The 24,873-nt window shown below is 29.8% G+C and carries 22 protein-coding genes; 4 read left to right on the forward strand and 18 right to left on the reverse strand.

Features of this window, described 5'->3' with window-relative positions:
* From tnpA to CLVI_RS14585, 9 genes are all read right to left on the reverse strand, one after another.
* The coding region (gene tnpA, locus CLVI_RS18125; RefSeq protein ID WP_423237137.1) for an IS66 family insertion sequence element accessory protein TnpA at nt 1–134 on the reverse strand (134 nt) is incomplete at its 3' end.
* A 152-nt stretch (nt 135–286) separates the two neighbouring features.
* Complete coding sequence (locus tag CLVI_RS14550; protein ID WP_106060852.1) at nt 287–1,558, reverse strand: ATP-binding response regulator; 1,272 nt, start codon at nt 1,556–1,558, stop codon at nt 287–289.
* 10 nt (nt 1,559–1,568) lie between these two features.
* Nucleotides 1,569–2,603, reverse strand: coding sequence for a response regulator (locus CLVI_RS14555; RefSeq protein ID WP_106060853.1), 1,035 nt, complete (start codon nt 2,601–2,603; stop codon nt 1,569–1,571).
* Nucleotides 2,596–3,780, reverse strand: coding sequence for an HDOD domain-containing protein (locus CLVI_RS14560; RefSeq protein WP_106060854.1), 1,185 nt, complete (start codon nt 3,778–3,780; stop codon nt 2,596–2,598). The genes CLVI_RS14555 and CLVI_RS14560 overlap by 8 nt, the downstream gene beginning before the upstream one ends.
* Nucleotides 3,773–5,068, reverse strand: a complete 1,296-nt coding sequence (locus CLVI_RS14565) for a PAS domain-containing sensor histidine kinase (RefSeq protein ID WP_106060855.1) — start codon at nt 5,066–5,068, stop codon at nt 3,773–3,775. Before CLVI_RS14565 ends, CLVI_RS14560 begins: the two co-directional genes overlap by 8 nt.
* A gap of 233 nt (nt 5,069–5,301) precedes the next feature.
* On the reverse strand, nt 5,302–6,771 hold the full coding sequence (gene gtfA, locus CLVI_RS14570) for a sucrose phosphorylase (protein ID WP_106060856.1): 1,470 nt from the start codon (nt 6,769–6,771) through the stop codon (nt 5,302–5,304).
* 34 nt (nt 6,772–6,805) lie between these two features.
* The gene (locus CLVI_RS14575) at nt 6,806–7,762 is read right to left on the reverse strand and encodes a carbohydrate kinase family protein (protein ID WP_106060857.1); all 957 of its coding nucleotides are present in this window, start codon (nt 7,760–7,762) and stop codon (nt 6,806–6,808) included.
* Nucleotides 7,763–7,930: 168 nt separating this feature from the next.
* Nucleotides 7,931–8,908 carry a LacI family DNA-binding transcriptional regulator gene (locus CLVI_RS14580; RefSeq protein ID WP_106060858.1) on the reverse strand — a complete coding sequence of 326 codons (978 nt, stop codon included), beginning with the start codon at nt 8,906–8,908 and terminating at the stop codon, nt 7,931–7,933.
* 1 nt (nt 8,909) lies between these two features.
* The gene (locus CLVI_RS14585; RefSeq protein WP_106060859.1) at nt 8,910–9,983 is read right to left on the reverse strand and encodes an iron-containing alcohol dehydrogenase family protein; all 1,074 of its coding nucleotides are present in this window, start codon (nt 9,981–9,983) and stop codon (nt 8,910–8,912) included.
* A gap of 162 nt (nt 9,984–10,145) precedes the next feature.
* Here CLVI_RS14585 and CLVI_RS14590 point away from each other — a divergent pair, with 162 nt between their 5' ends.
* Nucleotides 10,146–11,117, forward strand: a complete 972-nt coding sequence (locus CLVI_RS14590) for a helix-turn-helix transcriptional regulator (RefSeq protein ID WP_106060860.1) — start codon at nt 10,146–10,148, stop codon at nt 11,115–11,117.
* A 72-nt stretch (nt 11,118–11,189) separates the two neighbouring features.
* Nucleotides 11,190–11,639: a GyrI-like domain-containing protein gene (locus CLVI_RS14595; protein ID WP_106060861.1), complete on the forward strand. Its 450-nt coding sequence runs from the start codon at nt 11,190–11,192 to the stop codon at nt 11,637–11,639.
* A 191-nt stretch (nt 11,640–11,830) separates the two neighbouring features.
* On the opposite strand, the gene CLVI_RS14600 is transcribed toward CLVI_RS14595, so the two are convergent.
* From CLVI_RS14600 to CLVI_RS14615, 4 genes are all read right to left on the reverse strand, one after another.
* A complete protein-coding gene (locus CLVI_RS14600; protein WP_106060862.1) occupies nt 11,831–13,294 on the reverse strand; it encodes a methyl-accepting chemotaxis protein in 1,464 nt (487 codons plus the stop codon).
* Nucleotides 13,295–13,506: 212 nt separating this feature from the next.
* Complete coding sequence (locus CLVI_RS14605; protein ID WP_106060863.1) at nt 13,507–14,256, reverse strand: Cof-type HAD-IIB family hydrolase; 750 nt, start codon at nt 14,254–14,256, stop codon at nt 13,507–13,509.
* A gap of 29 nt (nt 14,257–14,285) precedes the next feature.
* Nucleotides 14,286–15,038, reverse strand: coding sequence for a DeoR/GlpR family DNA-binding transcription regulator (locus CLVI_RS14610; protein WP_106060864.1), 753 nt, complete (start codon nt 15,036–15,038; stop codon nt 14,286–14,288).
* Between the two features lie 62 nt (nt 15,039–15,100).
* Entirely contained in the window at nt 15,101–15,718 is a 618-nt protein-coding gene (locus tag CLVI_RS14615; protein WP_106060865.1) for a sugar phosphate isomerase family, read from the reverse strand.
* A gap of 211 nt (nt 15,719–15,929) precedes the next feature.
* On the opposite strand from CLVI_RS14615, the gene CLVI_RS14620 reads away from it, so the two are divergent.
* Nucleotides 15,930–17,126 carry a S41 family peptidase gene (locus tag CLVI_RS14620; protein WP_106060866.1) on the forward strand — a complete coding sequence of 399 codons (1,197 nt, stop codon included), beginning with the start codon at nt 15,930–15,932 and terminating at the stop codon, nt 17,124–17,126.
* Nucleotides 17,127–17,244: 118 nt separating this feature from the next.
* On the opposite strand, the gene CLVI_RS14625 is transcribed toward CLVI_RS14620, so the two are convergent.
* Nucleotides 17,245–18,117, reverse strand: a complete 873-nt coding sequence (locus CLVI_RS14625) for a chemotaxis protein CheX (protein WP_106060871.1) — start codon at nt 18,115–18,117, stop codon at nt 17,245–17,247.
* Between the two features lie 3 nt (nt 18,118–18,120).
* A complete protein-coding gene (locus CLVI_RS14630; protein ID WP_106060867.1) occupies nt 18,121–18,501 on the reverse strand; it encodes a response regulator in 381 nt (126 codons plus the stop codon).
* A gap of 164 nt (nt 18,502–18,665) precedes the next feature.
* Here CLVI_RS14630 and CLVI_RS14635 point away from each other — a divergent pair, with 164 nt between their 5' ends.
* The gene (locus tag CLVI_RS14635; RefSeq protein WP_106060868.1) at nt 18,666–19,076 is read left to right on the forward strand and encodes a hypothetical protein; all 411 of its coding nucleotides are present in this window, start codon (nt 18,666–18,668) and stop codon (nt 19,074–19,076) included.
* Nucleotides 19,077–19,149: 73 nt separating this feature from the next.
* Here CLVI_RS14635 and glgX read toward each other — a convergent pair whose 3' ends face one another.
* The 3 genes from glgX to CLVI_RS14650 all read right to left on the reverse strand — a co-directional run bounded on the left by glgX (nt 19,150) and on the right by CLVI_RS14650 (nt 24,608).
* A complete protein-coding gene (glgX, locus tag CLVI_RS14640) occupies nt 19,150–21,297 on the reverse strand; it encodes a glycogen debranching protein GlgX (protein WP_106060869.1) in 2,148 nt (715 codons plus the stop codon).
* 82 nt (nt 21,298–21,379) lie between these two features.
* On the reverse strand, nt 21,380–23,470 hold the full coding sequence (locus CLVI_RS14645) for a PAS domain S-box protein (protein WP_207655394.1): 2,091 nt from the start codon (nt 23,468–23,470) through the stop codon (nt 21,380–21,382).
* Nucleotides 23,471–23,750: 280 nt separating this feature from the next.
* Entirely contained in the window at nt 23,751–24,608 is an 858-nt protein-coding gene (locus CLVI_RS14650; RefSeq protein WP_106060870.1) for a DUF4261 domain-containing protein, read from the reverse strand.
* Nucleotides 24,609–24,873 lie beyond the last annotated feature (265 nt).

Consider the following 24,873-nt stretch of genomic DNA (forward strand, 5'->3'; position numbering starts at 1 on the left):
GATTTTTTTTTATAGGCGATAAAGGTCCCTTTGTTAATTCCTTTTTCTCTGCACCAGGCTGTTTGGTTAACTCCACTTACTTTATATTCTTTTACAAGTATCATCCATTCTTCTTTAGATCTTCTTTTTGCCATGCAAATTACCTCCTACTAAGTATAGGAGTATTATCACATTAATTTACTGCCAGTCCTAGGTGATGAGTTATTTGACGCTTACAACTATAATAATAGAATAATTAATTATTCATAGAAGAGTCAGGTTATATATCATAAACCTGACTCTTCTTTTATATAGGTAATTTAATTGAAAAAACAGACCCATCTCCATAGGTACTTTTAGCTGATATAAGGCCTTTATGTTTGTCTACAATAATGTTGTAGCATATAGTTAATCCTAACCCCATACCTTCGCCAGGTTCCTTCGTAGTGAAAAACGGCTCAAATATTTTATTTATAATATCCGGTTTAATTCCAATACCAGTATCTTCGATGTCACAACAAAAGTATCCATTTAGAATGTAAGTTTTAATATATATATTTCCTTTTTTATTCTTTTTACTTATAAAATATATGGCATTCATAAGGATATTTAATATAACCTGTACTATTTCAAAGCCATTACACTTAACATACTCCTCTTCTTCAAACTTAATATTTAAATTCACTAAATCTTCAAGTTTTTTACCCTTGAGTTCACTATTTAAAACACTTATAGCCTTTTGAACAATTTCACTAAATTTATTTAATTGTAAATCTGAATAAGGATATTCATTGGAAAACCTTATGAGATCCTTTATTATTTTGCTTATTTTTGCGAGTCCTTCATTGGTCTCTAACATAATTGAATCAAAGTCATTAAATATAAAATCTAATTTATTTCTATCATTATATACCTTCTCCAGACCTGTCTTGTCTGATATAATTTCTTCATGATTTTTAATAAACATTGTGGATTTCTCCAAATTTTCTTTTAAGATATTACTATATTTATTTATTGTATAAAAATTAGATGTAATATATCCTAATGGAGTATTAATTTCATGTGCTATTCCAGCAGAAAATCTCCCAATGGTAGATAATTTTTCTTTATTTATCAATTCAATTTGAACCTCTTGAAGTTTAGCATTAGATGCTTTTAGTTCAGAATTCATACTTTTTAAGCTGTTATATGATTCTATTAGAGCATTTTGATATTCCTTCATTTTTATACCAGATTTTAATCTAGATATAAATTCAATAGGTTCAATAGGTTTATTTATATAATCATTTGCACCTAATTCAAAACTTTTTTCTAAATATTTTTTATCTGTAAGAGAAGTAAACATTAAAATAATTATATTTTTGTTATCTCTTCTTATAATCTCTAATGTTTCAATTCCAGATAAATTAGGCATTACTATATCTAGCAAAACAATATCTATTTTTTGTGAATTTATTATTTTAATAGCCTCTTCTCCAGAATAGGCTAGAGTTGTAACACAATTAATTTCATAGCTCTTTATTACATCTTGGGCACTTATTAAATTAAATTTACTATCATCAACAATAAGTATATTCATACTAACACCCCTAATTCTGTATTTGTAAGTTGGTATCAATGCTTATTTGAAACTTTTCAGGATTGAAACTTAATTTTCCACCAAAGGTTTTACACATATCATCTAATATATTTAATACTAGTTTAAATTCAATATTATTACTCATATTTTCTAGACTGGTTTTATTTCTTATCAAAAAGTTTATATTTAAAGTCTTACTATTGGAAAAGTTTAATATTATATCTCCACTATCACAATTGCTTGTAATAACATTAAGCATATTGTCTAATACTAATACAATAATTCTTTTATTTCCCAAATAGTTAATCTTTTTTATACTATCATTTTCAAATATTAAAGTGATTCCTTTTTCTTCTAATACTTTAAATTTTTCATCAAATACACTTAAGTTGAAAGATTCTTTAATACTTGGAATGGTCTCTAGATATTGGAAATAGAGTTTGTCTATTACATCATTAATGTATGTTGATAGCTCATTGTTTTTATGTTCAAACTGAAGACTTTTAAAACAATTATTTTTTAAAGTAACATATTTTTTTGTAATTATTTTTATGGAATCAACATCACTTTGACTATTTTTTACTATAGCATTATTATACTCAAGCATTTTTTTATATAATTTATTCCTTTCTTCTAATTGAGATTTAAATAAATCATTTTCTCTTTGTAGATTGTAATAGTGCAGCGCTTCAGCTATAGCTGGAAGAAATTCTTCTTCGTTATTCCATGGTTTTGTTATATATTTAAAAACTCCTACTTTGTTTACAGTAGCTATTACTTGTGGTATTTGTGCATATCCTGATAGTACCATTCTTATGGTATTAGGAGATATTTCTTTAACCTTTTCTAGAAGTTCTAATCCATTCATTTTTGGCATTCTCATATCTGTAACTATTACAGATATTTCATTTTCACTAAATATTTCTAAAGCTCTTTCTCCATTTGTTGCAATTATTGTTTCGAATTCCTCACCTATAGTTACTCTTCTTATAGAATTTAATATGTTAACTTCATCATCCACAAAAAGCACCTTATTATTATTCATTTTTATCCTCCTTGTCAATGAATTCTGCTATAATTGACTCACATTCTTCTTCTGATATTTTATAATACTCAAAAACTTCTTTATGAAGTTTAGGTCTATATTTAGATTTCATCACTTGCCAAGAGTAATAATCTGCCAAATGAAGCATTGATACCAATTCTCTATTTGCATCAGTACTTAACATAGGATTATGGTGATATAAGGTAGCTTCCACTATAGCATACGGTATATCCCACCATTGAAGTAGGTACCCACCTAATTCTTCATGGCTAATATTAAATTTTTCTTTTTCTAACCTAGTTATATCTATTAAAGGTTCTTTATCTACTAATCTATATATCTCATCATACTCATCATTGTATATTTTAAAGAAAACCACTTTCCCTATATCGTGAAGAAGTCCGGCTGTGGAATAGTATTCCGGAATTTTTTTATTTAATAAACAACTATATAATTCAATAAGTATTTTATTAGTTAAGTTGGAATGATCCCATAATTCTTGCTTATTTAAAAAGTCCTTTCCAAAAGCAAATACTTCAGCACTAGCTATAATTGTTTTTACGTTAACTAACCCTAAACTTAATACTGCCATTTTTATGGAAGCTGTTTTTCTGCCATAAAAAGCTGAATTCACAATTTTCAACACCTGAGAACTTATAGTTATATCCGATTCTATTAGCTTTATAATATCATTTATATCTAAATCATCTCTTTCTATAAATTCATTTATCTTTTTTAACAATGAAGGAATAGTTGGAAGTTTACCAATCTCTTTTATCTGCACTAATGAAATGTTATTACTCAGCAAGTCTTCGGTTTTAAACACATCATCTATAGCTTTTCTAAAATCATCCTTCTCCCATGGTTTAGTTATAAATAATTTAGCTAAATTATTATATATTGATTTAAAAATTATTTTTTCATCTGTATACCCACTTAATATAAGTCTAATTGTTGTGGGTGATAACTCTTTAACCTTATTTAGCAATTCATACCCATCCATTTTAGGCATTCTCATATCAGTTATTATTAAATCAATCTTATTCTCAGATATTATACTTAAAGCTTCTATTCCACTTGTAGCAAAATAAACTCTGTAAGGACTATCAAAAAATTCTCTTCTTATTGAATTTAAAATAGCCTTTTCATCATCTACAAATAGAATAGTTTTATCCATTTAGCTCTTCCTCCATTGTCATCTCTTTTTTTATAGGAAGTTTTATTACAATTTTAGTCCCTATTCCTAAAGTACTCTCAACTATTAATTCCCCTTTATGTTTATTTTTTATAGTATCATATGCAATACTTAGTCCAAGACCTGTACCCTTTCCAACTGGTTTTGTGGTGAAAAAGGGTTCAAAAATTTTATCTAAATTTTTCTTAGATATACCTGTCCCATTATCCTCTATGGAACAATAAATAAAATTTCTGTCACTGTAAGTAGCTATTTTCAATAATCCAAAATACTCTAAATCTTCATTTTCATGTTTTTCTTTTATAGCAAAGGAGGAATTAATAATAATATTTAAAATAACTTGATTTATCTCATTAGATTGAGCTTCTATATATGGTAATTCACCTAATGCTGTCTCTATATTGGAGTTATATTTAAGTTCATTTTTTGCTATAACCAAGGTGTTATTTATCCCATCGTTCAAGTCATATTGCTCAAACTCTCCTTCTATTGTTGAATGAGCAAAGTTTCTCATAGCACCTACTGTTTTTCTTACTCTTTCAATACCATCTTCAGTATCTTTGAGTAATTCCTCTAGATCTTCCATTATAAAATCTAAATTATATTTCTTTTCTGTCTTTAGTAAATTCATCCTATCCTCGTCTGAGCTATAACCTTCATTATTATTTATTGAGCTTTTATACAAAGATACCATGGAATATAACTTCTCAGTATATTTTTTTAAAGTTCCAAAATTGCTTATTATAAATCCTAGAGGATTGTTGATTTCATGAGCTATACCTGCTGAAAGCTGACCTAAACTTGCAAGTTTATCCTCTTGCACCATACTTACTTGTGTAGTTTTTAGATTTTTAAGTGCCTCTTTAAGTTCTTGATTTTTCAAGCTTAACTCCTGTACTAAAGATTTCTTTTCTCTAATATCTTCTGAAACTACAACATAGTTTATAATTTGGGAATTATAATCTAAAACCGGATAAATAGATATAATCAAATTAAATGTATTTTTATTTTTATCTATAGCACAAAGTTCATCACTCCATTGGTTTAGTGAAACTATGTCTTTGTATATTCTTGCATTTAAATCCTCTTGTAACTCATCCTCTAGGCTAAATAAATTGTTAATATGTAAATGTTTAAATTCATCGCAAGAGTAGTGCCAAATTTTTTCAGTGGAAGTATTAAATTCTTCTATATATCCATTAGCATCAGTTATTATTATGGAATCGCTAACATTCTTCATCATGCTTTCAAACAAATAATTTATATTCATAATTATTACCTCCATATTATTTTTCCTTAATATTCATTATATTAATTTCTATATTCCTCTTTAATTCATTATTTTTTTATTATTTTTTACAATATTCGCCTATAACCAGCTAATTCATCAATCCAAAAAAAGAGCCATAAAATTATTATGACTCTAACATTGTTAACTTACCTATAAGCAAATTTATACTTGCTTTTGTTCCTGTACTTTTTAATACTAAAAAGCTCTGTTTGCTATACTGAATATTGAGCTACTTTTCCATTCTCATCAATATAGCCTATTATAGACTCATTAGTTTTTAGATCTATAAACAATGTACAATACTTATTATCTTTTTGCCAACAAAGACGAATTTCATCCTTAGCACAATCCAAAACCTTAAAGTCACCATTAAAAGCAGAATATTCATTTCTAAATCTAATAAGTTTTAACAGTCTTTGTACTACTTCTTTTTCAAGAGACTGATCAATTTCTTCAAGACTAAAATTGTGACGGTTAATTTCACGACCTTCGCCAGTCTTATTTACATTTTCAACATCATTTTTTCCTGCTAGTAATCCTACATAGTATACCTGAGGTATTCCAGGAGCAAAAAATTGAATAGCTCTAGCTGCCAAATATGCATCATCCTCACAGTTAAGAACAGAATAGTATGAACATCTAATCTGATGAACATCAAATCCATCTTCTGCCTTATAATCCTCTGATAAAATAAGGCTCAAGTTTGACCCTCTTTCTATACATTCATCTACTAATTTCCTAGCTTCTTTAGTATCTATAAGATCATCCATATCTGGCTTAACAGGAATCCCATCATGGCAATCAAGCATTGTAAATTGTTTCTTAGGACGAACCTTAAGATAATTACAAAGCTTCTCACTAGATTTATTTATAAGTGTATCAAGAATACTATATGGCAAAATAAAATCATATATCCAGCATCCGTGGTCTGCCAGTTTGTTTTGAATTTCATAGGGAGCATGAACTTCGGGAAGCAATTCAATTCCTAAAGAATTTGCAAGCTCTATTATCCAATCAAGGAAATCATATATTTCTGGTTCCACAAAGAAGCAACTTGTTCCAAGTTTTTTTATAACATATCCCACTGCATCCAATCTTACTATCTTTACATTTTGCTTGCTAAAATTCATAAAGAAGTCAGTAAGAAGTTGTTTAACTTTATCTGATTTTATGTCCAAATCAATCTGTTCAGATTGATCTGCTTTACCAAATGTTGTCCATACTTTTTCTTCTTCACCGGTTGCTTCTATTTTAAATGTAGAATATGGTAATGGTCTACGAAGGAACATCTTGTCAATATCTTCTTGTACAGGTTCTCCATCTTTCCAAATTTTATCTAATGTAATAAAGAAATCAGCATATTCTGATTCTGGTCCTTTTTTCAGAAAATCTTGAAAATATAATGATTGTCTAGATATATGATTAACCATTAAATCAACCAATACATCAAAATTCTCGCCTATAGCTCTGATATCATCCCATGTGCCGAATTTAGGCTCTATTTCCAAATATGTTAATGGAGCGAAACCTCTGTCTCCTGAAGATGGGAATGGTGGAAGAATGTGAACTCCCCCTTTGAAAATATCAGAAAAATGTTTTAAAAGAACCTTGTTAAGAGTTTTTAGATCTCCTCCAAGTGAGTCTGGATAAGTGATAAGCTGTACTTGATTTTTTACTGCCATAATACAATCTCCCCTTTTTTCTTTATAAATTTTTCTACAAACTATATATTTGTTTTATTTTCTCAAGGCTCGGCAAGTCCACTACTGCACCAATGAATTTTAATTTATATGCGCTTACTGCAAACCCTAGGCCTAAAGCTTCTTTAATGGTATATCCTTTAACTATTGCAGCATAAAATCCTGACCAGAAAGCATCTCCTGCCCCTGTAGTATCTACAACTTCTGTTGCTAAAGTATTAAACTTAAATGTGTCTTCTCCATTTGAAACAATTGCACCATCTTTACCTAATGTCATTATTACAAGCTTAGCACCAAGTTTCAAAAACTTTTCTATCTGATTTTCATAAGTATCTTTTCCAAATAGTCTTTCTGCATCATCTTCTGACGGCTTTACAATGTCAACCTTGCTTATTATTGCTTTAATATAATCTAATCCATTTTCTCCCCTTTGCCATATCATAGGATGATAGTTTGGATCAAAACATACTAGCGTATGATTTTTTCTTGCCTCTTCAATAACTCTTTCAATAGTGTCACGAGCTGGCATCTTAGATATAGGCCAGCAAGAAAAGTGAACTATCTTTGAATTTTTCACAGCTTCTTCAAGCATTGGAGTATATTCTAGATGATAGTCTGCCTCTCTATAAAATATTGGTACAGGGCTCTTCTTACTCCTTGTAACTACTACCATACTTGTTGAATAATCTACTTGCTGAATACAGCTAGTACCCATCTTAGCATTATGCAAATGATTGATTAAAAACTTTCCTAATCCATCTTCTCCAACAGCTGACGCAACAATGCAATTAATGCCTAATTTTTTTACATTCATAGCAATATTAGAAGGTGATCCTCCAAAAAACTTATTATAAGTATTACATTCAAAATCATCACCATAATCTGCTGATATCATATCAATCAGCATTTCACCTATAGTTAAAATATCATTTTTTTTGTTTTGAAACTCTATTTTATCCTCAAACCTAAACATAATAATCCCCCTACCTATTTTATAAGTCACAAAATTATTTTTACTTTCCTATACCTATATTATAGCTCAACAAAATACTATGTCAACCGTTTGACATACACTTTAAAATAAACCTTCTTTCTTGAATAATAAGTCTTAAATTCCAAGAAAGAAGGTTATTATTTATATTTAAGTAGTCTTACGCTCAATAAGTTCTACAGGAAGTATGTTTTCAGAATTAACTTCTTTGCCATTAACTTGATCTATTATAATATCAATAGCTAGTTGTGCTATTTTTTTAATAGGCTGCCTAATTGTAGTAAGCGGCGGCACAATTAATGATGCAATACTAATATCATCATAACCAACTATCTTTAAATTTTCAGGTATGGATTTCTCTAAGATATTTGAAACTTTAATTATACAAGCAGCTATTAAATCACTACTTGCAAATATACCATCGATGTCAGAATGATCTTTAAATAACTTATAAATCATTCTCTCATATTCTTCCATATCAAAACTATTCAACTTAGTTTCAGTTACTACATAAGGTATGTTATTTTTATTTGCAACATCCTGAAAAGCCTTATATCTTTGATTTGCAGGAGTGTTCAACATTAACGGCCCACTTATATGTGCAATTTTTCTACAGCCCTTTTCTATAAGAAGATTTGTAGCTAATGTTCCTCCATTATAATTATCTGAAGCAATAAAAGGTATATCTTCTGATAAAAATCTATCTATTGCAACTATAGGCAAACTCAAGTTTAAATATTCAGTAGTTTCAAGCGCATGACTTCCCATAACTATTCCATCCACTTGATTCCTCTTTAACATATCAATATACTCTTTTTCTTTTTTACTATCCTGATAAGCGTTGCATAATAATATCTTGTATCCATTTTTATGTGCATAATATTCAATATAATTTGTAAGTTCCGCAAAAAAAGGATGGGATACATTAGGAATTATTAGTCCAATCAAATTAGACTTCCTTTTTAGAAGTGACCTAGCTATTTCATTAGGCTGGTAATTAAGTTCTTCAATAGCCTTATTTACTTTCTGCCTTGTCATATCACTGATATATCCCCTATTATTTAATACTCTTGAGACTGTAGTAACTGTAACTCCTGACCTTTCGGCCACATCTTTTATATTTGCCATGCTAAAGTGTAACCTTTTCTAAATCCATTATTGCATTATAAATCATTTCTCTTGTTATTTCATAAGGTACATGCTTTATATCCCCTGTTTCCATTGCCTTATCAAGCACTTTATCAAGATCTTTTTCTTCTACCTCAATATCTGCTAAACAGGTTGGAAGTCCAAGGCTCTTATTGAAACTATAAACTCTATCACGTTCTTTAAATTTCTTGTCACATGTAAGCATAACCAAAACACCATAAGAAACTACTTCACCATGTAAATGATTCTTTTCTATGTTTTCGAGTGTAGTACATCCATAATATACTGAATGTGCAAGACAACTATTGTAATCATTTATTACAAGAACTGATACAAGTCCTGTAGTAATTATTATGTTAAGAATTACTTGTTCTAGTTCCTTTGATACTTTGTGAACTTTAGCATCTTCATAAGCTGTTTTACCATACTTTAAAAGCGGTTCAACACAATTACGGCTTATATCAACACCTAAAAGATTAGTATGGTCAAGTTCATCACCTCTTGAAGAAAATGTACATTCATATTCTTTTGATAATGCATCACCTATACCTGCCCAGATGAAATTGCTTGGTGCTTCTACTATTATTTTAGTATTCATAAAGCAATGTGTTGCTGGTTTTTTAGGAAAATATAACTCCTTAAATACTTGATTAGCATCATAAATTACTGTTGTTGCTGTTATTGCTGCACAATTTGAAGCTATTGTTGGAAATACGAATATTGGTTGTCCTGTTTGATCACACATTGTTTTGCTTGTATCAACACTTCTTCCACCACCAACTGCGAATATCATATCAGCATTTGTGACTATTGGATTTTTCTTAAGCATCTCTACATTCTCAAATGATGAGTCTCCACCAAACCATACAAAATCCACTATTTCTATATTTGAACCTTTAACAGCTTCTAAAAGTGCTTTCTTAGCTTTTTCCATTGCTATTTTGCCACCAACTACTACTGCTTTCTTTCCATAAATTCCACAAATCTTAGGAATTTCTTTGTAAGCATCATCCCCTATACTATAACTTGGTAAAAATACACTATAACTACTCATTTTTTTGTCCCCCTAATTTTCTATATTTAACTTGCTCACAATTATATGCTTCGATTTCTATACTGTCAAACTTCAGGCCCTTCTTTTGTAAATCCATCCAAACAAATGGTATAATTCTATTTATAATCCAAATATTTTTAATTCAATTAGGAGTGTGATTACATGAGACTTCACAGACTTTTAGGAATTGTTATGTTACTTGATTCACGTGGAATAATGAAAGCAGGAAATTTAGCTAAAATTCTTGAATCCTCAGAAAGAACTATATACAGAGATATTGATATATTATGTGAATCTGGTATTCCTATTGTGTCAATTCCAGGCCCTAATGGTGGATATTCTTTTATGGAAAACTATAAAGTCAATTCAAATGTATTGCAAGGTGGAGATGTTGTAACTCTTTTACTTTCAAGCATGGGTATCAGAGCAGAAAAGAACACCGAAATGGCACAACAACTTAAAAATGCCGTTATTAAGCTTGAAAATAGTGTATCAGCAGAACATAGAGAAGAAATTGTTAAGGCTAAAGAGAGATTTTTTATTGATTCAGATCCTTGGTGGGGCAAAAAAATAGAGAATGAATATTTAGATATAGTAAAAAAATCAGTACTTAACTTTAAAAAACTAAAAGTACACTATAAAAAATATGCTGGTGAAGGCTCTGAAAGAATTATAAGGCCCTATGGCGCAGTGGTAAAAAATTCTGAATGGTATGTAATAGCTTTTTGTGAAGTAAAAAACGAGATTAGGGTTTTTAAATGCAGCAGAATTGAACATATTGAAGTTTTGAATGAAAGTTTTATCATGCCTGAAAACTTTCATCTAGAAGAGTTTTGGGGAAAGAGTAAACAGGAATTTGTGAGGGAATCATCCCTTAAGCTAGAGCCTAATTCATATCTTGTGAAAATTAAATTTCATGAGGAAAAGAAGAAATTTCTTGAAGGCTTTCATGTACATTCCATGATCCAAGTGGAAAATAGGTTCATTTATGATATAGATATGTTAAGTTTTGAAACAGCCTGCAATGTACTCTTTTCTTTTAGTGATAGATTAGAAATTTTGGAACCTTTAGAACTTAAAAATTATATATTCACAAAAGCCAATAAAATTTTAAGTTTATATAATTTCAGATAATCTCTGACACACTGTTGGCAAGGATTACTTGATATAATCATCATATAAAGTAAATGAAGGGAGATAATATTTATGGAAGATAAAATAGTAGGTATTAAAGGATTCAAGGCTGTTGGTATAACTTACTTTGGAAACAATAGTAATGGAGAAATTCCTAGACTTTGGGAGGCCTTTAATAAACGTTACACAGACATAAAACAAAAGAGCAAATCCATGTTGTTTTATGGTATATGTGATGAGGTAATGGATTCAGAAGGCAGATTTCACTATACTGCTTGTGCAGAGGTAGATAGCTTTGAGGATTTACCAGAAGGCATGGAAACAAAGATTGTACCTGAGGGCAAGTACCTTATGTATACTTATTGTGGCCCTCTAAAAGATTTAGGTGAATTTTATAATAATATATTCACCAAATTGGTTCCAGCTTCAGAGCACGAGATAGATTGTAGACCTCAACTAGAATTATATGATGAGAGATTTATGAGGAATGGGGAATTTGATATATATATCCCAATTAAGTAGTACTTTTTATGATGATTAAACGGATGTGTCTATATAGCGACTACTTCCGTTTTGAGGTGCAACGCAATAAAATGTAATGTTTAGAATTATTGAATGCTCCCACTCTAAAAGTGGGGGCTTCTTTTTTCGTATAGTGACTTTATATTTGAGCTACTGTCTTACTCCTCATAGTTGAGATCTTATATGATCAGTTAGAAAATAAATTCTTGCTTCTTAGTTAACTCACGGGAAATCTCTTTCATCTCAGTTAGTCTTAAAAGTACTTCTTCTGATTTCTTCTTCCCTTTTAAGCTATTTGACACTGCTAGGTCTTTTTTATTATCTTTTATATTTTTTTCAACCTCTGTCCCAAGTTTGTGTAAGTCTAAATGAATTTTCCCTACAGTATCCCAAATAGATTTGATTTTTTCATTTATAGGATTAATTGAGTAGTAAAAGTGACCGAAGCCGCATTTTTCTCCATTGAACTGCATTGGTTTGCTTTTCATTTCTTCTGCCATAGCTATTAAATTCTCTACCCATACTTTGTGTGCAGTTATTGCACTTTCAAGAGATTTAATAAAGTCTTCATTATCTAGCTTGAAATACTCAATACTGGAAGTTTGCCCGCCTATTGCTGCAATTTCTGATATTTCGTTGTCAATCTTTTCAATACCACTTCCCAGGGTCTTTAGGTCTTCTGATTTCTTATTAATATTGGCTGCCTCAAAGCTTATTTGTTCTACATTTTTAGTCATAACCTGCATAGCAGAATTTATTTCCTGACTTGAAGCACTGATTTCCTCTATACTTGCAGATACAGTCTGGATCTCACACATTACATACTCCATAGAGTCTTTACTTTCCTTGAAGGAAGTTTGCATTGAATTTGCATAATCATTCATAGTTGCAATTGATTCTATAGTGTAATCTACATTTTCTTTCGATTTATTTGATGATACCTTCATTTTTTCCATAAACTCTTTTAGTTCTTCTAGTTGCACGGAAGTGTTTTCTGAAAGTTTCCTTACCTCATCGGCTACCACTGCGAATCCTCTGCCTTGTTCTCCAGCTCTTGCCGCTTCTATACTTGCATTCAATGCAAGTAAATTTGTTTGCTGCGCTATGCCGTCGATACCTGAAACAATGTTTTCCATACTGTTAATTAGTGAAGAAAGATCTACTATGTTTTCATTCACATCCCTAGACTTTAGAAGTACTTCCTTATTTATATTTATTATGTCTTTTAAAATATTACTACTATTATTAGATAGGTTGATTGTATTTTCAGATTTATCAGCTAATGTCTGTATTGATTGGGCATTAGAATTAATAGTATTAGTTATTTCATCCATACTCGCACTGGTTTCCTCTGCTGATGCTACCAGTGATTCTGTGGTGTTCTTTAGTACATTAGATGAATTCAGTAACTCCTCTGAGAAGTGTGTCAACTGTACTATGAATACACTTAACTTAGTTGCAACAGCTAGTATGTTATTTATTATTAAAGATATCTTTGGAGACATCTTTTTTATAGATCGAGCAATACTTGCAGTGAATTTTAAAGCGACATTATTTTGATTACGTTGTTCAATGTTTTCAATTCCACTAATATTGTCCTTATTGAATTCAATTAATAAAAGTTTTATTTGTTGGCTTAATTTGGTATTAAACATATATGGTCATCTCCTTATTCTGTAACTTGTTATCTAATATTATATCACCCGAATTTCACGTTTAATAGTTACTTTCACACATAACTATAATTATATCTATTCCCTCCATCTCCAATATATTAAAAATTACACTGTATTCTAATATATTGATATTATTAAAAGCCTCAAAAAAACACCAGAGAAAATCTCTGGTGCTTGGATTAGTAATTTCTTCATAGAATAATATATTTTTCTAGTGCTTCTGCCACTCCATCTTCATCATTTGTTAGGGTTACATCATTTGCATACTTCTTAACATCATCAGGAGCATTCCCCATGGCTATTATCTCTGATTTATCTACATTAAATTTCTTTTGCAAACAGTTAATTGCAGATGTTTTAGATGCCTTAGTTGGCATAATTTCTAAGTATGCTGGTTTTGATGGATATATATTTAAATCACTAGCTTTAAGATTATCTTTTAAGAAATTTATTTTATCTGGAGTCGACATACATAAAATCTTATTTGGTCCTGTACCTTCCTTTTTCCATAATTCTATTAACTCATTAAAATCTGCAATCTTAGGAATAATATTTGTTATTTCACTTTCTTGATTAGACCAATACTCCATTTCTTCTATATACCATTCATTATCTTTATATATGCTAATGTGTATATTGTTATCTTTAACTAATTTATATATTTCTTCAACATTAAAAACATCTATAAATTCCTTAGATAACATTTTATCATCCTTATCTAAAACTAAGGCTCCGCTATAACAAATAATTGGTTGATCTATTCCAAGCTCTTTTTGTAAGAATCTTATTCCTTTAGGCATTCTAGCTGAAACCAATATTACAGGTATATTCTTTCCATTTGCAACTATATTAATTACATTTTTCACTTTTTCTGAAATTTTGTGACTTGAATTTAATAAAGTTCCATCAATATCTAGACATATCATTTTAATATTATTCATAAGACAATCCCCCTAAATTATTTAATATACTAAGTAATAATTAATTTAATATCATATGATTCTATAATATTTCTAAAAACAGAAGGTGGTATTTTATCAGTAATAATAACATCTATTTGTTCCCAATTTACACCCTTATAATAACTTAAGGATTTGAATTTCTCATATTCAGCAAGAATAATTACTGTATGAGCTTTTTTAACAGCTGCCTGTTTAATCAAAGCATCTTCTTCATCCACATAATAAATACCATCTTCTGTTATAGATGCCGCTCCTAGTATTGCTGTGTCAAATCTTATTCCCTCAATATAATTCACCCAATCTGCTTTATAAAAGAATCTATTCTTTTTATTAAGACATCCTCCAAGCGAATGTACAGAAATATTTTCTTTTTCAGAAAGGATTTCAATATTATCCAGGGAATGTGTAAGTACCCAAATTGATTGAGTTATTTCTTGTGCTAAGAAATTTACTATTGTAGAAACATCAAAAAAATAGTGTTTATCTCTCTCAATAAATTCTAAAGCTTTTTTTGCAATGCTTCTTTTTTCTTCAGAATAAGCTTCAATTCTTTCTCTATATTCTTTAATAGTATTTTTTAAAACTGGTAAGCTAACGCCTCCATGAGTACGAATTGCTATTCCTTGATCTATAAGTTTTAAAATATCCCGACGTGCAGTATCTCTTGATACATTAAACATTTCGCAAATATCGTGACTAGACATATAGTTGTGTTCATTTAAATACTCTAGTACCTTTAAAAGTCTTTCTTCTTGATACATTAAATCACCTTGTTTCTTAAATTTAGGCACATGAGAATTCTTTGCAACTTATATAGTTTTCTCTACATAATAATTAAGCTATTAGGATTAATTTTAATATTTTGTGAAACGATAATATCTTCAAATAAGGAAACTGATATGGGGTCAACAATAATGATATTTATTTTATCTAAATCTATTCCCTTATAACCAGTGTGTTTTTCATACTTTTGATGTTCTGCAAGTAAAATTACTTTTTTAGATTTTTTAACAACTTCATTTTTGATAAAAGCATCTTCTTCATTCTCATAATAAATACCATCTTTTCTTATAGCGCCTGCGCCAAAAAATGCTGCATCAAACTCTATTCCTTCAAAACATTCTTTATAGTCTGTTTTATAGAAGAAACGATTTTTGTTATTAAATTCTCCAGCTATTAAATTTACTACTACATCTTGTTTTTCATAAAGTATATTAAAATTATCTAGTGAATGAGTAAATATAGTAGCTTTTTTATTGAAAGCTTCTGAAAGAAGTTGAACATTAGTAGAAACATCAAAAAAATATGTTCCATTATCATGAATAAAAATCATAGCTTTTTCAACTATTTTCTTTTTCTCATCAATATTTAAATTTAATCTTTCTTTATATGAATCTATATTATTGTCGTTGAAATTTTTACAGCTGTTTTCTTCAATCATTATAACCACCCTCTATAACTATTATAAGCACTTATAAGTTATAAATCAATACTTTTAAGTATTTGTAAGTAATATATTTTTTTAAAAGACTAACCAATGACCTTTCGGAATTAATTTTTTAAAATTATACTACTAAAAATATGCATTTGTCAGCTTTATTTACCTAACATGAGATATAATAAAATCAATTACTTTAACAAAGGAGAAATTTATGAAAAATGAAAATAAAAGTACCACAGATAATACTGACAGGAACAATAAGTGGCTTGAAGATATAGATTTTTTAGCATCTCAGCTCCCTATAAAACATGTAAATCTTTTTTTCAGTTGCAAAGAAGAGAATTTTTTTAGTGAAATTCAAGCTTTAAATAATAAAGTTCCAAAGATATCTAGCTATGAAATCTGCGTTGAAATATCAAAGATTGTTGCAGCTTTTAGGGATGCACATACCTCTGCACTACTTCCTGTAAATCTGTTATTACCTATAGAAGTCTATTGGTTTAAGGAAGGAATTTATATAGTTTCTGCTATAGATACGTATAGAAAATTAGAAAATCTGAGAATAACACATGTAGATGGGCTGGAAATCAATAAGTTTATAAATGCTTTAAGTAAGATTATTTCCTATGAAAACAAAAGTTTTCTTAAAGCCCAACTACCAAAATATTTTCCAGCAATAGAATTATTATATGGTCTAAAACTTACCCGTAGTGTTGACAGTATAGAATTGACTTTAGAAGATGAGTCTAAAAAGTCTAAAACAGTTAATATTGAGGCCTTATCCTTTAAGGACTTAAAAGATATAAACAATTCTAATGACCTTGTGGAAGAAACTAATTTGCCGCTATACAGAAAAAGCCCTGAAAAATACTATTGGTTTGAGTATCTTCCAGAGTTTAAAACAGTTTACTTTAAATATAATGCTTGCAGGAATATGATAGAAAAAGACATGCCAACCTTTGGCAGAGAATTAATTTCTTTTATAAATGAGAATACTGTAAATAAACTTGTAATTGATCTTAGAAATAATTTGGGTGGAAATTCTCAATTGCTTGATGAATTTATAAAAGATATTCAACATTGTGAGAAGATAAATAGAAAAGGTAATTTATATGTCATTACAGGTAGAGAAACTTTTTCTTCAGCACTTTTAAATCTATACAGCTTAAAAGCAAAAACAAAAGCAATTTTCATTGGCGAACCAACAGGGGGAAAACCTAATTGTTATGGCGAAGTGGAGAGATTCAAATTAAAGAATTCGGCAATTACAATTTGTCACTCCACAAAATATTATAAGACTATACAAAATGATAAGCTTTTATCCTTTGTGCCTGATATTAATCTAGAGGTATCTGTAGAAAATTTTATCATAGGAAATGACCCCTGGTTAGAATATATACTTGCCTAAATTCTCTATTCTTTAATTCTTGAAAACTAAAAGAAGATTATCCCTTATATAGGGACAATCTTCTCTTTTTTGTGTTTACCTTTAGTTATTAATATACTACTCTTCTTTAATTAATATACTACTCTTCTTTAATTAAAATATTAATTTTTCCAAAGGATAGTTCTATGGATACTTTATATACATTATCTACCCTTATATTAGAATAAACTTCCTGCGGAGTCATTTCTAATTCTAAGCCTTCATTGGACATATTAACCAAGAAAATTCCATTATGTAGATTTAAAAATTCTCCAACAGAGGCTTCTACCATTTCATCCACAGTGTTTAATTCCTCTTGTGCATATTTGGATGCGAATTTTATAAAAGAATTCTCTTCTGCTTCAATAAAAGTAGATAAATTTATTTTCCCTTTTATATCTTGTCTAGCAGTCCATTTACCTTCATATTCTTCTAATTTAACTACATCTTTTATAATTGCTTCTGTATCTATAAATCTAATTAAATTCCTTGTGAATAAAGCTAAATAGTTTTTAAGTGCTTTTTCATTTTTAGATTCTTTAAATTTTATAAATGTATTTACTATCTCGTCTACATCATCTTTTTGTATTGCTTCAAATTCCTTATCTGAAATGCTGTAGTCTTTTTTATATTCATTTATTGCCTTTTCGAATTCTTGTAGAGTCATATACCCCTTATCTACAAGCGCCTGACCTAATAGAAGATGTCCAAATTTTTGTGAAGATAATAATTCTTCTACTTGTTCTTCCTTTAAGTACAGCATTTCTACTGCTAATTCACCAAATCTTTTATCTGACCTCTTTTGTGCTGTATTTATTTTATCCGCATCATCTGCTGTCATATATCCTGCATTTACAGCTAGAACCCCTAGTTTTAATCTTGTATCTTTCTGACATTCTAATCCATCATGTAACTTTTCTAGGGTAAGATATCCTTTATTCAATAAATATTGACCAAAATATTGAGTAAACACCAACTATTCCCCCTCTTTAAGAAAATTATTAATTATCTTAGCAATTTGTTCTTGCTCCCAAGGCTTTTGAATAAATTCAAAGGCTCCTGCCTCAATAGCTTTCTTCAAATTTCCCTTTGTTCCAGAAGAAGAAGCCATAATAATTTTAGCATTTTCATCAAAATCTTTTATTTCTGAAACCGCTTGTATACCGTCCTTTACTGGCATTACTATATCCATAAATACTAAATTTGGATTGTTTGCTTTGTAAGTATCTACAGCCTTTTGCCCATCAGTTGCTTCTAAAATATCAAATGAACCACATAAATTTAAACTGTCTTTCAATTTCTTTCTCATTAACATTGAATCATCGCATATAAGAATTTTTAATATATTCCCAGACATATCTATTCACTCCTTAAATAACCTTTATATATTCTATAACTATAATATTCTTCTTAAACTTCATTTTCCCTTTTTATTTTCATCATATATTTTTTCAAAAATGGTCAAACTATATAATATGATGTATCTATATTTTATTTTTTATATCTGAAGGGAGAATACTCATGCATAAAAAAAATTTAGAGCAACCAAAAAAAACAAATGAAGAATCAGCAATTAATAGAGGGGCAGGCCATTACTCCATTGCTGGTATGATTAATAATGATAATGGTCCTACTTCAAAAACAAAAAAACAATCAGATAATGAAAGCGCTTCAAGCAATTTTTCTAATAGTGATTCAAGCACTGATATCCTTAATGATACTACTAGTGCTTCAAGTGCAGGTATACCTTGCAGTACTAGTGGTTCCGCTTCAAAAGGACACTTAGATAATGAATATGAACCTAATATTCTTGCGAGTAGTGTCTCAAATGCTGCTATGGCTACTACTATGAGTGACAATACTCATGATATTACTTTAGACGAAAACGGAAAATTAAAGGTGCTTTTAACTTCAAATAAAACTACTAACTAAAAAAAGTTAAGGCAGAATTATCCTGCCTTAACTTTTATTTTATTCAAGATGCATGCATAAAGGGTGTCAACTATTAATTTCTTATCTGAACCCCCAGTATAATTATCACAGACCTTGGCTCTAATTCAACCTGTGTTCCAATTTGAAGCATTTCATCCACTGACTCAACAAAATCCTTTCCTTCAGGCATTGCAGTATTTACTGCAATATGCCACTTTATATCTTTAGGTAAATCAGGCAGTTTCACATATTGCTTCTCCCAGTTGGAGTTTATAGCAATATATACAATATCATCTATGTCTTTTTCTTTATCCCAACCCGCAAACATCATTCCAAGCATCCTTTTTTCCTCTGATTGATCTAGATTCCATGGATTATTACCATGTCTACTAACCTGTGGTAATCCACATTTTGCTGGTTTGATTTTATTGTTCCTTAGCACAGAATGACTTTTCCGAAACTTTATCATATTCTTAAAGAAATTAAATATTTCTTTATTCTTATCTAGGTAATTCCAATTAATCCATGATATATCATTATCTTGACAATATGGATTGTTGTTTCCAAACTGTGTATTACTAAACTCATCTCCAGCTAAAAGCATTGGTATACCCTGACTTATAAGCAGAACAGCACATGCATTTTTCATCATCTGTCTTCGTAGTTTCAAGATGCTCTCATTATCGGTGTCACCTTCAACACCACAGTTCCAACTATTGTTGTTATTTTCACCATCTGTATTGTTCCAGCTATTACCTTCATTATGCTTATTGTTGTAAGCATATAAGTCATACAAAGTGAATCCATCATGACAGGTAATAAAGTTCACAGAGGCACTATCTCCACGGCTAGCTGGATTGTATAAATCACGAGAACCTGCAATTCGATCAGCTACTACAGATGCTAGGCCTGCATCCCCTTTTAAAAACCTTCGTATATCATCACGATACTTACCATTCCATTCAGACCATCTATTCCATGATGGAAAGCTACCCACCTGATATAATCCACCCGCATCCCAAGCTTCAGCAATAAGTTTAACATTCGCAAGAATAGGGTCAAAGGCTAGATTCTGCAACAATGGAGGCTTGTTCATTGGCGATCCATCCTCATTACGTCCAAGGATTGAGGCAAGATCAAATCTGAAACCATCAACCCTATATTCAGTTACCCAAAATCTAAGACAATCCAATATCATTCTTTGCACAATTGGATGATTACAGTTAATAGTGTTTCCACACCCACTAAAATTATAGTACTTCGCGTCTGGTGTAAGCATATAATAAACACTATTGTCAAAACCTTTAAAAGAGATATATGGACCATTTTCATTTCCTTCTGCTGTATGATTAAAAACAACGTCAAGAATCACCTCTATGTCATTTTCATGGAATTTTTTAATCAATGACTTTAGCTCATCACCTTCTCTGTTGTACTCGCTTCCTGCAGTATAGCTTGTATTCGGTGCGAAGAAACTTACAGTGTTATATCCCCAATAGTTCAATAATCTTTTACCATTAACTGTTCGTTCATCTTGCATCTCATCAAACTCGAAGATTGGCATAAGCTCAACAGCATTAATCCCAAGCTCCTTTAAATATGGTATTTTTTCAGATAATCCTGCAAAGGTACCGGGTTTATTGACCTGAGAGGATGAATGTTTAGTAAACCCCCGTACATGTAGCTCATAAATAAGTAGTTCTTCCATTGGAATTAGGGGCTGTTTACTATTTCCCCAATCGAAATCATTTGCAACTACTCTTGACCTATATTCAGATCCAGATTTTGATTTAAGTCCCCATCTACTCTGACCTGCAACTGCCTTTGCATAAGGATCAAGTATATATTTTGTATTGTCAAAAATTAAACCCTTTTCTGGTTTATATGGTCCATCTACGCTGTAAGCATATTCAAATTCCTCAATATCTAATCCAAACACAATCATTGAATACACATTCCCGATTCGATAATTCTCTGGAAACGGAATAATAGCATAAGGCTCACTTTGTTCCCGCTTAAATAGAACTAATTTAAAGGAAGTTGCATTTTGAGAATGAACAGTAAAACTAACCCCTCCTGGAATAACCACTGACCCATTCTCAAGGTAGAATCCAGGACGAATTTTAAATCCATTGGATTCATCTATTGGAATTAAGTTCTTCCCAAATGTTTTTGAAAAATCATCAAAGTTCACCTTATCTCCTACTAAATCTGTATACATTTTTATCCTCCTTTCTATTTTTGTCTTGTCTAAGTTGCTGCCACCCCTGCTAAACCTGATTTATCCATTAAAACTAAAATAGCTACCAACCTTTACCCAAAACCTTCTCAACAAACACCTTTGCAATATCTGGGTCAAACTGAGTACCTGAACATCTTTTAATTTCTTTTATAGCTTCTTCCTCACTTAATGCTCTCCTATAAGTTCGATCTGATATCATAGTATCATAGGAATCTGCAACTGCAATAATCCTTGCTTCAATATGTATTTCTTCACCTTTAAGACCTTGTGGATATCCCTTTCCATTCCAACTTTCATGATGCTCTAGAACATAATCCGCAATTTTTGAGAATTCATTTACTGAGCGTAATATTTGATAACCTACTTCAGAGTGTCTCATAATATCATGCCATTCATCACTATTCAATTTCTCCACTTTATTAAGTATATTTTCATTTATTCCTATTTTACCTATATCATGCATAAGTCCAGCTATTCTAATATTATTGATATCATCTTCTTCAAAATTCAACTTGATTGCAATAGCTTTACAAATTTCACTTGTCCTTTTGGAATGCACTAACTCTGTGTTGCTTTTTTCGTAGAGTGACTTCATAATTAGCTCTACAGTCTTACTCCTCATAATTGAACTTTCAGATAGCTTATTTCTATACATATTAGCTTCTGCTTTCTTGAAAACTTCATTAATATCTTCGGAAATATCTTGTTTTACACCAAATCCTATGGAAATGGATACAATAACATTCTCCATTTTCTCATTTGCAATAGCTACATTTATTCTTCGAACAATTTCTATTGCTTCTTTTTTATCTGTTCTTGGTAATAAAATAACGAATTCATCCCCACCAATTCTACTTATACTTTCATTAGCTCCACATTCCCTTTTTAATATATTTGAAATTTTTTCTAAAAGCATATCTCCAGCTTTATGACCAAAGGCATCATTAGTTAGCTTTAATCCATTTACATCTGCCATCACTACGGTTATTGGCATATTTCTCTCTGTATCTAATCTTTTTAATTCTTCTTCATAAAATCTTCTATTATATAAGCCTGTTAGTTGGTCGTGATAGCTTAAATAAATTATTTCTTCTTCTGCTTTTTTACGTTCAGTTATATCTCTCACAATGCTTAAAAGAATCCTTCTATCCCCTAAAAAGGTTCCTTGCGAACTTACTTCAACAGGCATAGAATTACCATTTTTTAAATAATGAATAGTTTCAAATATAGTTCCCTCTTTATTGGCAATTTCCATTTGTTCAATTATATGATCTGGTTTTTCAACATGTCTCAAATCAAAAATACTAATTGACAAAAATTCTTTATATGTATAACCATAAATTTTTATGGCAGCATCATTAACTTCAAGAATATTTCCTTCCTTATCAAGGAATAACATAGCATCATTAGCTCTTTCAGCAAGAAGTTGATATTTTTCTAGCTTTTTATTCAAAATATTTCGCTGGGTAATGTCAATTCCTATACCAGTAAAATATGATTTCCCCTCAATTTTTACTGGGCTAGCAGTTAAGTACATTGGTATTGTTGTACCATCTTTTATTTGTAAATTAGCTTCAACGTCTCCGAAGCCAGTATTCGTTGCTCTTTCAATTGCTTCTAAAACTGATTTTCGGGTTTTTTCATCCCCTTGATACCACTCCAACAAACTCATACCAGAAAGCTCTTTAGTGGAAAAGCCTGTCATCTCATTATATTTCTTGTTCCATCTTACAAGATTACTTTTATCATCGTATAGATACACTATTCCAGGCATACTATTAAATATGGCCTCCATAAATTTTTTTTCTCTATTTAATTCATCATTTATTTTTTTTATTTTATCTTTTGACTCTGTAACCTTCTTCATTTCAGTGAATATAAGTGAAAATATTAATATAGAAGTAATAAATACATAAACCCATCCTTTTACAATACTTACTAAAATAATTATTGATTGTTCTTTAATTAGAAACTCAACTAATTTTTCAGATAAAAGTATCCATAGACTCCCTATTAAAAAATAAATGTAAGTTATTTTCAAAGCTTTACGCCTCGGACTAGAGCTATGTTCACCAAATAATATTTTTACAAAATTAAAGACAAAAATTTTTCTTATTTGATTCTTCGAATTACTATTACTTCTTTTAACCATACAATCACACTCCTAATATTCACTCTAAAACAAAAATATTTTCACTATAAAAATTTAATATACCTATATTATATATCAATTTCTTTCCATTAGAAATAATTTAATAAGTATATGGTTTACTATAATAACTATATATATCAATAGAATTAAAAAAGATGACTCCTGTTCAATACAGACATCATCTTCTTAGATATAGCATATTTTTTTCTTAATTGTCTTTAATAAGGGTACATTTTGAAATCTCTTGTGCCTAATAATTAACTGCTGAATCCTAACTTATTCAGCTTCTACTTTCACTTGAAAATTCTTTTCCTGGATTAATATCTAAAACAACACGTTCTGGAGCTACAAGTGCACCTTCATGTTGGCATTCCCACTTATCATTTTCTGAAATCCCTTCTATTGCTTCTATATCATCTAAAGCCTCAGGATTATCAAAAATATAGTATCCATAAGAATATAAAATATTTGATACTTCATCGGGATTTAAATCTTTAAAATGACATTGCAAATCACATAATCCCACTGCACAAAGTCCTAATGTATCCATTATGTACTCATTTTTCTTACCTTCAATATTGAACAATCTTACATTTAATATTCCAAGCATAGGATCATATTCATCCTTTAAAGGGTTATTTTCTAAATAATCTTCTCTGCTTATTACTTGTTCTGTAATATGAAAATTAATTGCTTCACAAGGTATTAGTTCTACTATAGAATAAAGTGCTTTTTGGAAAAGTTCCATTCTTTTAGTATATTCTAATCCAACTGCCATTAAATCTGTAACTCCAATTTTAATTTTACAATTTTTAATTGATTCTTTATCATTATCATAATTCCATGATTGTTCTAAGGATCTACTTAATTTTTCACTTTTCACGTCTTCATCACTTACACTAATTGTAATTGAAACAGGAATACTCGCATTTTTATATTCTAGAACATAATCCATAAATGCAAATGTACTACTTTTATCTTGAGTAGACATAATTTCAACATTACCACAATATTTTTTAATATTTTCTAGTAGTTGATTTTTTAAAAGGATGGGTTGCTTTTTTATATAAAGTTCTACACTATATATTTGAGCAAAACCATCAGGTACATTTTTTAATTTTTCTTTATCTTTCTCCATTATACTTAACCTCCATTATAATTGTTTTAATGTACAAAAAAGCTGTCTCAAAATTTTCATTTTGAGACAGCTTTGTCTAACTAAATATAAATCAATTATAACATAATAATTTCAAATTATCTATTAAAGAGTAACTTGAGATTGAGTCAAGTAAAAGTGGGCAACTATTTTATTATCCATTATTTTACAGTATATATTTATAACTTCCCTTAAGCATTTTTACTCTTAATTGTAACTAATATCTCCAAATCCTTTTAATCCACAT

Source organism: Clostridium vincentii (assembly GCF_002995745.1).
Classification (GTDB): domain Bacteria; phylum Bacillota; class Clostridia; order Clostridiales; family Clostridiaceae; genus Clostridium; species Clostridium vincentii.